The sequence below is a fragment of the Anaplasma marginale str. Florida genome (assembly GCF_000215485.1).
GTDB lineage: Bacteria > Pseudomonadota > Alphaproteobacteria > Rickettsiales > Anaplasmataceae > Anaplasma > Anaplasma marginale.
On sequence record NZ_AFMS01000027.1, the window covers coordinates 1 to 11,539 of the forward strand.

The window sequence follows — 11,539 nt, forward strand, 5'->3', positions numbered from 1 at the left end:
AGATCCTCCTCACTCAAAGAACTGAAGTTCAGGCTAAACATTGAGGACAACGACTATAACATTAAGCTCAACAACCTCAAAGGATTCATAGAGAAGGGAAATAAGGTTAAGGTGTCTATAAGGTTTGTGGGACGTGAGCTTCAGTATAAGGAAGTGGGGTTAGGTATTCTAGATCGTTTAGTGAATGATACTGAAGGAGTTGCTAGACCAGAGTCTTCTCCTAGAATGGATGGAAATGTGATGAGTATGGTCTTTGGTAGTAAGGGGAGTGGTTCTTCCTCTTCTTCATTGCAGTAGCCAATATCGTCCCCCTGCTACCAGGCACATTCGCTTGGTGGTTTCTAGAGTTTTACGCCCCACGTAAATCAGGGGCCAGGTTTCCGTTTAGGTAGCACTCATGGTTGCTGGCGCGCACGGGAGTCTGCTACCTGCATACTACCGCCGTAAAAAGATACACTGTGCCATTACTTGCTGAATTGGTTTGTACCTACCGACTTTGGTGATACCGGTTTACGGTCCATATCATTAGGATAGCACTCTGGGTAAATGCGTCGATAATTCATCACCCAAGGTACGCCGCACGGGGCACCCCATTCCGGCATTAACTGCGGCAGACACACCACAAGCCACGGCGCTATGTACGTAACTGTGCGCTGATTAGAAAGGAAAGCCTTGTGACCCACGTCAGTGGCGAGATAACACCTCAGGAGTTTCTCCGTATCGCAATATCACGCATATCGCTACCCGCACTGGAATAGGTGACATTGAGTTCCAAATCAAACTTCACGCAATTACCAAGAATTTCGGGCCACTCGACAAGCACCAAATTGCCGGCTAAAACGTCAAAAACACCAGCCTCCTGCACTTCCTTAACGGAAGAGAGCCTGTATAAGTCTACGTGATACAAAAGAAACCCAGGGCACTCATATTCGTGGATTACACCAAACGTAGGGCTGCCAAGAAAGCTGGCACTCGACAACTCAAGAATAATCGCCTTGCAAAACTCAGTCTTCCCGACGCCTAAGTCCCCACTGATAGCAACCGCCATATCCCCCGCCAAGGACTTAGAAAGGGCGGCCGCCACCCCACGCAGCGCGCTAAGGTCGAGGCGCTGGTGATAGGAAACAGCCTTGTCCCCTTGTTGTACAGGGGGACACATCTGTTATCTGCGATCTCCCATGAGATGCAACAGGCTAAGGAAAATGTTTATGTAGTTGAAGTACAAGCTGGTCGCGCCCATAACGGCCATCTTACTCGAAGTGACCTCAGAGCCATCATTAAACCGGTAGTACATGTCCTTGATGCGCTGAGCATCAAAAGCTGTCATCGCAGTGAACACTACCACAGCAACCACCGATATAGCGAAATGTAGCGGACCGCTCGCCATGAATATATTCACGACCGAGGCTATCAATATCCCGACAACCCCCATGATGAGGAAAGTGCCGAATTTAGACAGGTCTCTCTTGGTTGTATTCCCGTAGAATGCCATCACACCGAACATAGCGGAGGATATGAAGAAAACCCTGGCTATACTGTGCGCGGTGTACACCATGAACATGTACGAGAGGGAAAGCCCCATCGTGGCCGCAAACCCGAAAAACACCGCAAACACCGCCTGCACGCTCATGCTGTGCACCCTGGAGGAGAGAAAGAACACCATGACGATGGGGGCAAGAGACACCACCCAGTGCAGTGGGGTTCCGTAAAGAACACTCATCAACCCGTGAGAAAAGGAAGTCATCAAAGCAACAACACCGGTAAGCCCCAGGGCCGCAGCCATGTAGTTATACACCTTAACCAAGTAGCTCCTGAGCCCCGCGCAGTAATAAGCGCCTTGGAACTGGGCACTGTAATCGTTCATAAATTACAACCGCTCCTCTTCGAAAACCATACATGCTAACACACAAACGGTATAATATCAACTAAAATGAGTAAAATAGCAGCCAGAATAAGAGCTCTCACTCCCATTCACACCCATCTAGAGATATTCCTCAACCAAAATCTGCGCTATCTGCACTAAGTTAGATGCAGCACCCTTCCTCAGGTTGTCAGATATTACCCACATACTCAACCCATAAGGCACGGTTGTATCCTTGCGGATTCTAGATACATACACTACATCATCATCAACGCAGTCTATCGGGGTTACGTATTGCATGCTGCTCTCGTTACCAAGCACTAGGACGCCCGGTGCCTCGCTCAACGCTTCGTATGCTGCATCCACAGAAATTGCGCTATGAAACTCGATATTCAGAGCCTGTGAGTGACATACAAATACTGGAACTCTAACGCAAGTCGCAACAATTTTTATGTCCTCACCCATGATCTTTTGCGCCTCAGCGGACATCTTCCACTCTTCGGTCGTTGAACCATCTTCCAAAAACTCACCTACATGCGGAATGCAATTGAAAGATATCTGCCTGGGAAACTCGCTCGGTTCTAGCTTCTTGTTTACAAACATGGCCTTAGTCTGGTCATATAACTCAGACATCGCGCCCCTTCCAGCACCGGAAACAGATTGGTATGTTGACGCCACCACCCGCTTTATTCCCGCCACAGCACGCAATGGATTAAGCGCTACCAGCATCTGCGTGGCTGAGCAGTTAGGGCTTGCAATGATGTTTTTGTTGGTATACGAGGCTATGGCGTCTCCGTTTACCTCCGGAATAACCAGCGGAACGTCGTCATCCATGCGGTAGCAAGACGAGCTATCAATAACGACACAATCACATTGCACCGCTCTACCGACATACCTCTCCGATACTGCATCGCTGGTGGCGAAAATCGCCAGTTCAGAACCGTGGAAATCGTACTCATCCAGGCTGCCACACCGAATTTCAGAGTTCTCACCATAACCCAGGCGCTTACCCGCAGATTCGGCTGAAGAAAGTGCTACGACACTATCAACAGAAAAACCGCGCTCGCTCAGCACTTTTAGCACCAACCTCCCTACATTTCCAGTAGCTCCAACTACAGCTATACGACTCATACTAGAAATGGAAAGACATTAGCGAACTTATGAGACCTTTGTTATGCTCTACCGACTTCCTAAACGCGTCATCAAATGCGGCTTTGATTAGGTCTTCCACCATGAAAGCCTCGCCTTCCAGGACTGAGGGGTCAACCCGCACCTCCTGGACTTTGTACTCTAAAAAGTTGGATAGCACTATCTTGACGCGCACCCTGCCACCCAGCGATTGCCCGTCAAAAGACTTGGGCTCCTGGTGCGCGCGAAACTCACCAAGCTTCTTTTTTATAGCATTCTGGAGATCGAAAAACTTCTGGTCATCAAAGGGCATATAAACTACTCAGACACCAAATCATAACAACCAACGACTGATGCGCCCTCAAAATCCCTCATCACGCCCATCACAGCCTCATCCTCCTCGGGATTGTACACCTTGTCATGAGTATTGACACCATTTTTTTTCATGGGTTCAGTACGCTGCTCATTGTCATACACTCGTTGGGTAGGAGCGCTCTCACTAGCTGCGACCTGGCTAGGGCCAGCACTTTCGCCACTTGTACCACCCATGGTACGGGATTCCAATTCCGGTGTTCCGTAGCTATACGTGGTTGCACCCTCAACTTTTTTTTTAACAGTGTGCATCGGAGCTCCCTCCCTGCTCTTGGAGAGCAATAACCCGGCAATCTTCTGCGGAGATGGTAGATCACTTAGGTAACACAGCCTTATTACCATCATCTCCCCAGCACGCTGCACGTCATCGGCATTTTTCACCTCTTGCAGCCCGTGCGTCAGGGTTTGCCACACCCTGGAGAGAAACGGGGTGGAGCCAGACCTTACAGTAGACAGCAGCTCGCGCCCTAAGTCAAATTTATGTCCCTTGCTCACTGAGGTCACGCAAAGTTCGTATACTATCAGTTGCACCCCTTCCAATATGGGGACCGGCAGGCTTTGGGAGCACAATTCCCTAAAAACCTCGAGCGCCGACGAAGCATCGGCAAGCAATATGCATTTGACCAAATTTTCGGTTAAGTGCTTATCTACGCATCCAAGTAGCGCTCTAACCTCGCTAACGTGAATTTTGTTTTTCGTATAGATTGCAGACTGCTCCAACAGGAATAGGGCATTCCGCACTGACCCAGAAGCATTCTCTGCTATGAGCCGCAACCCGTCCCCGTCATGCTCTATATCCTCCTTTTTGGCAATCTCGACCAAATGAGCAAAGAGTTGATCAGTAGTAAGTTTGAAGAGATCTAGCCTGTGGCACCTTGAGGCCACGGTGACAGGAACTTTTCTCACTTCCGTTGTGGCCATAACAAACCTCACATGCTCCGCAGGGTCTTCCAAAGTCTTCAACAGGGCGTTGAAAGCACTTATCGAAAGCATGTGCACTTCATCGATGATATAAACTTTATACCTAGATGAGGTGGGAAGGTAACTAGAATTTTCCAACAACACTCGTATGTCATCCACGCCCGTGTTGCTGGCCGCATCCATCTCGATAACATCTGGGTTAGTGGAGTTTTTTATGGAAACGCACTCATGGCACGTCCCGCAGGGATCTGGGGTAGGACCGTTAACGCAGTTAAGGCACAGAGAGACTATCCTGGCACATGTGGTTTTGCCGACCCCACTTGCCCCTACCATTAGTATAGGGGAGCTTAGAGAGCCAATAGTGAACGCGTTCCTAAGAATTCGCACCAGGACATCCTGGCCCACGAGATCATCAAAGCTGCGTGGCCTGTACTTAAGCGCTAAATTCACGGCTACACTCGGAACAACAGTGGGAAGCGCAACCCAGAAAGACGACGCTACGGCTGCTTTATTTCTAACCTGACCGACTTCACGCGCAATCTGCTCGCACCGCCCTGAAAATCCTATCACAGTTCACAAAAAACTCAACTGGGTTTTTTGCGGCCGATGCACCGTTATAGCCCTTAGCACCAGTATTATAAAAACCGCAACAACTCCCTGGAGACATCTACCATCCTGGTGGCAAAAGCCCATTCGTTGTCATACCAGGCGAGTACCCTAGACACACCACCATCGTTGGCATAAGTTTCCATAAGGTCAAAAACCGCGCTATAAGTTGTGTGATTAAAATCAGATGAGACTAGTTGTTCGTCTGACGCCATAAGCACGTCCGGACGTGCAGTAGCTGCCTTGCACAAGGCCTCATTAATGGACGTTACAGTAGCTTTAGAAGAAGAAACAAAAGCAAAGTCTACTACCGAAACATTTGGGGTGGGTACCCTGATGGAGGAGGCAGAAAGTTTCCCAGACAGCTTGGGGAACAGGACCTCTAGAGCCTTAGATGCCCCCGTGGTTGTGGGAATCATAGAAAGACCGCATGCGCGGGCCCTTCTAAGGTCCTTGTGGCTGCCATCTACATGATTCTGATCATTCGTGTACGCATGTACCGTAGTTATAAATCCACCTTCTATCCCAAAAGCTTCATCCATAGCCTTAACAACGTGGGCTGCGCAGTTTGTGGTACACGATCCAACTGATATCACGTCGTGCTCACTACTTATCGCCCCCTCATTCACGCCAAAAATTACCTGGATATCTGCATCAGCAACCGGAGCGGATACCACTACTTTTTTCACCGTGCCCCCAAGATGCAGCCCGGAAGACTCCCTGTTGTTAAATTTTCCAGTGCATTCCAGAACGACGTTTACCCCTACTTCTTCCCACGGAATGTCCTGGGGTTGCTTTTCCTTGAAAAATTTTACGGTTTTACCACCAACCTCAAGAAGGGCGCCCTCTTTTATACCAATATTACACCCAAACCTTCCATGCACCGAATCATTCCTCAGTAGGTGTCTGTGCAGCTCTAAGCTAGAAGATCCGTTAACAGCAACCAATTCTACATTTGGGATATTATTTTCGAACAACACCCTAAATAGGCATCTCCCTATCCTACCAAGGCCGTTTATACCAATCCTGAGCATGAAAATTCACAAAAATTTAAGCACATACAAATCTGCCACGGTTGCAAGGTTTGCGCAATTGATTCATACCGCAATGTTTAGTTGCTACCACACCAAGGGGTTATGTTCATACAAGTGTAACGCAATTTGCAGTCGTAAAGTCCATAGAAGCGGCCTAGAAGGGGTCCAACGTTGCAATTGTGTACAAATCCCGTCACTAAGCAAAATAGACCTGCAAAATTGTGCACAAAACTGCGGTTTGCAACCTATGGGACACAGAATTTAAAATTTTAATTTGGTCATAAAGTGGGCCTTTGTATTACCTTTCTCCTACCTTGCTGACCCGTAAATATGTAAAAATCTTACAATTTATGCTAAAATTTACGCGTACGTTGTTGAGGTTCGCAACATGACGTTATCGCTTAGCATCCCAAGAAAGATGCTGAAAATAGAAAAGCTCAATTATATCCGGCAAATGTTGTTCGATATTCACGCTCCTGATAACGACAACTATGTTCATTTTGCTTGCGCTTTCTCAGGCGGGCTTGCTTTCTGGGATGGGTGCATCCGCAGCAAATTTCTGGACAGCCATGGAATTCCTAACAGGCCTCACTGCATCTTTGGGTGTTATATGTGGCCTCATCTTGGTATTCAAGATAGAAAGGGACAAACGCAAAATACAGCAGAGAATTGAGCTTGAGTCCAGACGTATGGGCTTGCAAAGCAAGATATCCTTGGAAAGGGTCGATAGAAAGCCACTGGACAAGGCATCAGACTTCATGGAAGTACATGCGAATAAAGTAGACCTTGCTGCCTCCGTACTCTTTACCACCATACACTTAGTTGGTTTGGGGGTCTTATTATACTCCGGGCTTTCTTTATCTGGCCATGTTAAGGTCGGGGGCATGGGTGTAACCCAGATTACTGACATGGTAGTCAATGCTCTGTTCTTCGCGTCAGCCCTGATGTTTGCGGTTTCTTTCTGGATAATCCACAGGAACAAGCCGACATGCTCGAAAAATGTTGCGCATCAGGCTAGGTTGACAGTATTATACCTGTGCGGAAACTTCCTGCTCTTCGGAGGGAAGGTCGTATTGGCGATGGAGTCCGTTGGGAAGATCGCATCTGCTCCCTTGTCCTCCGGTGGAACATTTCCGATAGGTTGGGCCCTGCGTCTCGTTGGGATATTACTGGTCCTGACAAGCGTCGTTATGATGCTCACTGCCAACCATGAGAAGTGTACGCAGTTGAAGCGGATGGTAGAAAGCGGGGAAGGGACAGAGCGGTTGGCGATGTTATCTACCCACGAAATAAGATCTTGCTTTGGCTACCAGGAATGCCGCCTGTCGAGGTAGGGATGGGGTCAGGTTATGAATTGCGTGGTATTGCTGTGTGGGTGCGGTCACATGGACGGCTCCGAGGTACGCGAGTCAGTGCTAGTTCTGCTGGAGCTGGATAGGTTAGGAGTTAAGTTCCAGTGCTGCGCGCCTGACATCCAACAGCATGATGTAGTAAACCACGCATCAAAATCCACAGAGAACCAAACAAGAAACATTCTTGCTGAGTCTGCTAGAATTGCCCGCGGGGAAGTTATTAGCATAGAAAGGGTGCAGGTACATGAGTTTGACATGCTTATAGTCCCTGGAGGTTTCGGTGTCGCTAAGAATTTCTCCAATCTAGTCTCCCAAAGCGGGCCTGTGAGCGTTATTGACAGCGTTAAAGGCCTTATTCATCAGTTCCATCGGGCAAGGAAGGCCATCGGCGGCGTGTGTATAGCCCCCGCAGTTATAGCTGCAGCTTTGAGTGAGCTGGTAAAGGTGAAGGTCACGCTCGGGGACGATGCAGACGGAATAATATCCCGGTGTGGAGGGGAGCACGTCGTATGTCCTACTGATGATTTTGTCGCAGATGAAAAAAATGCAGTTTTCTCTTGCTCGGCATATATGCGCGACGATACGCTGCATAGGGTGCATTTAGGCATCCAAAAGATGGTTGAGGGCATGGTTAAGTTTTGCGGCGGTAGGTAGAGCAAATAAGGGCATAAACCCAGGTTAAGCGTCGAGTTTTATCCTACGTTCTAAAGATCTCATTCTGTTAAATGACATCAAAATGCCAAGCATTATACTGGTGGAGACTAGCGAAGACCCACCGTAGCTGAGAAACGGCAGTGCGATGCCTGTTGTGGGTAGTAAGTCTAGCGCGACCCCAACGTTGATCATAAACTGGGATGAAAATTGAAAAAAGAGGCCTGATACCGACAACAGTTTAAATAGGTCACTCTCACTATATGCAAAAAACCATGCCCTGGTGGCTATGTACCCGAGAATAAATAAGATTAACATACATAACATTGCACCAAACTCCTCCGCGGCGACGGAGAATATGAAGTCTGTATGGCAATCTGGAAGTAGTAGTTTGACCACCCCCTCACCCGGACCCGCACCCAGCATTCTACCGGCTTTGAATGACCTTATGGAATTCAATATCTGAAAGTGATCATGGTTTGTTGGATCAAAAAAGGTCAGAACCCGCTCCCTGGTGTATGGGAACAAAAACAGGTATAGCAGCACCCCGGCCAGAAAAAAAGCCGCTATCGCGAGCATTGATAAAAAAGATATACCATACACAAACAGCTGGCTTCCCCAAATCAAGGAAACATAACAAACATGCTAAGATCTGGTTGTAGTAGGAGTAGCGAAACTAAACTAACGTAAATGGCTGCAGAGGAGATGTATCTTGTTTTGCTCTCTGTTCTACATAGAATCCAGGCATTCACAACAGAAAAAACAGTCTTCGCAAATTCGGACGGCTGGATTGATAGGCCTAGGAAGAAAAACCACCTCTTAGAACCTTTTACTCCCACTCCCCAAAACGCTATATAAACCAAAAGAATTATGCATACAGAAAGCAGTAGGAAAGAGGTGGCTATGATGAGCCTCTCATTCATCATTGAGTACACCACCACAATGCCAAGTGCTATACACAGATAGGTAAGATGCCGAAGTAGAAAATGGTCCTTTGGCAGCATAACCCTACTTTCAATGACTGGTCCGGCAGAGGAAATCAGAGTAAGACTGATGACCGATATAGTAAAAAAGGAAAGAAGAAGCGGCTTGTCTACAGACCTGTACCACCGGTTGAAAAACACGCTCAGCAAGCGAAATAGGTCTATGGCATTTGCCCCTAAACGCATTCCTTGCATCTTAGACCAAAAACTCTAGCCATATCAAGAGATAGGTCAAGCCTTTCCCAGGAGAAGCTTTCTCCAAAATTGCGACCAAAGTGCCCATAACATGATGTGGGCGCGTAAATCTGCTCAAATAGCAATAGGTGATCACAGATACCGCTTATGGAAAGATCTACATTTTCCTCTATATACTTCTCGATACACTCATTATGAACCAAACCAGTCCCTAAGGTGTTTACGCTGAAGGTCAGGGGTGTGGGCACTCCTATCGCGTAAGACATCTGAACTAGGCACTCAGCAGCAAGCCCAGCCTGAACCACATTTTTCGCTATGTATCTTGCCATATATGCTGCAGACCTATCAACCTTGCTGGGGTCTTTACCAGAAAAGGCTCCCCCACCGTGCGGTATGTGCCCGCCGTAGGTATCAACCATAATTTTTCTCCCGGTCATACCAGAATCACCTACAGGCCCCCCAACTACGAATCTACCGGTAGGGTTTACGAGGAAATCTTCATCTTTGCACATCCACCCCTCTGGAATTGCAGCAACAAAATGCGGATATACCAGGTCCCTAACATCCCGTTGGGTCATTCCCTCCTCGTGCTGGATGGACATCACCGCCCTCAAAACTTTTACTGGTTTGCGGTTTGCGTATAGTAGAGTGATTTCAGTTTTGGCATCTGGTCCCAAGCCGGATATCCTACCCTCATATATGGCCGAAGCGATATTCTTTAACACGAGGTGCGAGTAGAAGATTGGTGCAGGTAGAAGAGAATATGTCTCATCCACCGCGTAGCCGTACATTACTCCCTGGTCACCAGCGCCTTTTTTTCTTCTTCCTGTGTTTACACCGAGGATTATATCTGGAGACTGCTCGTGTATGAGTATCGAAACTTTTACTGTGTTCCAGTGAAACCCAGGGAGGCTATACCCTATTTCCTTAACTGTGCTTCGTACCACATCTTCAATCGCCCCCAAGTCTACATCTACGCCACAGACCTCCCCAGCTACAACCACATTATCTCTGGTAACTAGTGTCTCTACCGCAACGTGGGCGTATGGGTTTTTCGCCATAAAATGGTCTAAAATCTCGTCTGAGATCCGATCGGCTATTTTATCTGGGTGCCCTTGGGAGACTGACTCACTCGTGAGAAAGCACTCCCCACCTGAGCTATGTATACGAAACACACTGATCAAACGAAGAAGAAGTTCTCACGATGATACATAAAAATCTAACCAGTTACAAATCGCTATGTTACCCACATGGGCTCTCAGCAATCTATTGACTTAAAAAACTAAATATGCAAGCCTCTTCTACGGGGTGTCCGTAGCTCAGCTGGACAAGAGCAGCAGCCTTCTAAGCTGCGGGTCAGGGGTTCGAGTCCCTTCGGGCACACCAGGTTTTTGTAGGTCGCTCCATGGTTCGCTACTACGATGTAGTTATTCTCGGAGGTGGGGTAAACGGAATCCTGGCGGGAATTGGGCTCACAGAGAGCGGAATGAAAGCTGCCGTCGTTGAGCAGAAAGACTGCGTGCTCAGCAATCTGGATCACAGGGTTTTCGCGATCTCCAAAAGGTCAAAAGATGTTTTTGACCGCTTTGGAGTGTGGAATCACAATGGAATTTATTGTCCTATAGAGGATATACTAATCTTCGATGGCAATAGCCTCTCTACAGTCCACTATGACCATAAACTAGTGGGGAATGACCCTATGGGGTACACCATTAGTGGAAAAGAGATATCTTCCATGTTACAGAGTAAGGTAAATGGGTTCACCCACATAACCTCCACCTCTTATGGTGCAATAGAGGCCAAGGGTGGGTTCATTGAAACTTCGCTAACGAATGGAGAGAAGATCTCGAGTAGGCTGGTAATCTGCGCCGAAGGAAAGGGGTCAAAGTTCCTTAGAAAATCACATATAGGAACCTTGAGGTACGACTATAAACAAAGCTGTATTACCTGTAACGTGCGTCATAAGCAACACCATCGCAATGTAGCGATTGAGCACTTTTTTCAAGGTGGGCCGTTTGCAATTCTACCGATGCATGGAGGATATCACTCATCGATTATATGGACTGAAAAAACCGAGATAGCCCAAATGCTATTACAGCTTTCGGATGATGAGTTTGAAACCGAGCTACAAAAGAAGTGCGGAGAACATATAGGGTGTGTGGAGGTTATTGGGCGTAGGTCTTGCCACAAAATTTCAATGGTGCTGGCTGATAGACAATACGCAAAGCGCTCCCTCCTGTTGGGAGATGCACTTCACTCCATCCACCCAGTTGCCGGGCAGGGGTTGAATATTGGCATACGAGACGTGGAAGTGGCAGTAGAGATACTCAGTGCATATCACTCAGTAGGATCTGATATAGGCCAGCAATTCATTTTAGAAGAAATAGAAAAGCGCAGGCTGCTTGACAATTATTCTATGGCAGCAATCACTACGGT

The 11,539-nt window shown here is 47.6% G+C and carries 13 protein-coding genes, 1 tRNA gene and 1 other RNA gene; 5 read left to right on the forward strand and 10 right to left on the reverse strand.

Annotated features, from left to right (window positions below; genetic code table 11):
* Positions 1 to 297, forward strand: a 297-nt coding sequence (gene infC, locus GAC_RS00805; protein WP_037349001.1) for a translation initiation factor IF-3, incomplete at its 5' end; no start/stop codon positions are given.
* A gap of 406 nt (positions 298 to 703) precedes the next feature.
* Here infC and tsaE read toward each other — a convergent pair.
* The 7 genes from tsaE to gap all read right to left on the reverse strand — a co-directional run bounded on the left by tsaE (position 704) and on the right by gap (position 5,922).
* Positions 704 to 1,159 (reverse strand): tRNA (adenosine(37)-N6)-threonylcarbamoyltransferase complex ATPase subunit type 1 TsaE, encoded by a 456-nt coding sequence (gene tsaE / locus GAC_RS00810; protein ID WP_010268962.1) that lies wholly within the window; start codon positions 1,157 to 1,159, stop codon positions 704 to 706.
* A gap of 3 nt (positions 1,160 to 1,162) precedes the next feature.
* Positions 1,163 to 1,864 (reverse strand): Bax inhibitor-1/YccA family protein, encoded by a 702-nt coding sequence (locus tag GAC_RS00815; RefSeq protein ID WP_010266466.1) that lies wholly within the window; start codon positions 1,862 to 1,864, stop codon positions 1,163 to 1,165.
* Between the two features lie 117 nt (positions 1,865 to 1,981).
* A complete protein-coding gene (locus tag GAC_RS00820; RefSeq protein WP_011114656.1) occupies positions 1,982 to 2,992 on the reverse strand; it encodes an aspartate-semialdehyde dehydrogenase in 1,011 nt (336 codons plus the stop codon).
* A 1-nt stretch (position 2,993) separates the two neighbouring features.
* A complete protein-coding gene (locus GAC_RS00825) occupies positions 2,994 to 3,302 on the reverse strand; it encodes a YbaB/EbfC family nucleoid-associated protein (RefSeq protein ID WP_010266474.1) in 309 nt (102 codons plus the stop codon).
* 5 nt (positions 3,303 to 3,307) lie between these two features.
* Positions 3,308 to 4,732 carry a DNA polymerase III subunit gamma/tau gene (dnaX, locus tag GAC_RS00830; protein WP_011114657.1) on the reverse strand — a complete coding sequence of 475 codons (1,425 nt, stop codon included), beginning with the start codon at positions 4,730 to 4,732 and terminating at the stop codon, positions 3,308 to 3,310.
* Positions 4,733 to 4,743: 11 nt separating this feature from the next.
* Positions 4,744 to 4,842, reverse strand: an RNA gene (gene ffs, locus GAC_RS05345) — signal recognition particle sRNA small type.
* A 75-nt stretch (positions 4,843 to 4,917) separates the two neighbouring features.
* Positions 4,918 to 5,922 (reverse strand): type I glyceraldehyde-3-phosphate dehydrogenase, encoded by a 1,005-nt coding sequence (gap, locus tag GAC_RS00835; RefSeq protein WP_010268966.1) that lies wholly within the window; start codon positions 5,920 to 5,922, stop codon positions 4,918 to 4,920.
* Positions 5,923 to 6,413: 491 nt separating this feature from the next.
* Here gap and GAC_RS00845 point away from each other — a divergent pair, with 491 nt between their 5' ends.
* On the forward strand, positions 6,414 to 7,256 hold the full coding sequence (locus GAC_RS00845; protein ID WP_241760095.1) for a hypothetical protein: 843 nt from the start codon (positions 6,414 to 6,416) through the stop codon (positions 7,254 to 7,256).
* Positions 7,257 to 7,271: 15 nt separating this feature from the next.
* Positions 7,272 to 7,928, forward strand: a complete 657-nt coding sequence (gene elbB / locus GAC_RS00850) for an isoprenoid biosynthesis glyoxalase ElbB (RefSeq protein WP_010266486.1) — start codon at positions 7,272 to 7,274, stop codon at positions 7,926 to 7,928.
* Between the two features lie 24 nt (positions 7,929 to 7,952).
* Here elbB and GAC_RS06125 read toward each other — a convergent pair whose 3' ends face one another.
* From GAC_RS06125 to metK, 3 genes are read right to left on the reverse strand one after another with little or no spacing between them, the layout of a single operon-like run.
* The gene (locus GAC_RS06125; protein ID WP_277812804.1) at positions 7,953 to 8,528 is read right to left on the reverse strand and encodes an FtsW/RodA/SpoVE family cell cycle protein; all 576 of its coding nucleotides are present in this window, start codon (positions 8,526 to 8,528) and stop codon (positions 7,953 to 7,955) included.
* A 20-nt stretch (positions 8,529 to 8,548) separates the two neighbouring features.
* The gene (locus GAC_RS06130) at positions 8,549 to 9,094 is read right to left on the reverse strand and encodes an FtsW/RodA/SpoVE family cell cycle protein (protein ID WP_277812805.1); all 546 of its coding nucleotides are present in this window, start codon (positions 9,092 to 9,094) and stop codon (positions 8,549 to 8,551) included.
* Positions 9,085 to 10,287, reverse strand: coding sequence for a methionine adenosyltransferase (gene metK / locus GAC_RS00860; RefSeq protein ID WP_012659141.1), 1,203 nt, complete (start codon positions 10,285 to 10,287; stop codon positions 9,085 to 9,087). Before metK ends, GAC_RS06130 begins: the two co-directional genes overlap by 10 nt.
* A gap of 124 nt (positions 10,288 to 10,411) precedes the next feature.
* On the opposite strand from metK, the gene GAC_RS00865 reads away from it, so the two are divergent.
* Both GAC_RS00865 and GAC_RS00870 read left to right on the forward strand, forming a co-directional pair.
* Positions 10,412 to 10,489: transfer RNA gene (locus tag GAC_RS00865), tRNA-Arg, on the forward strand.
* 19 nt (positions 10,490 to 10,508) lie between these two features.
* Positions 10,509 to 11,539, forward strand: a 1,031-nt coding sequence (locus GAC_RS00870) for an FAD-dependent monooxygenase (RefSeq protein WP_037349003.1), incomplete at its 3' end; no start/stop codon positions are given.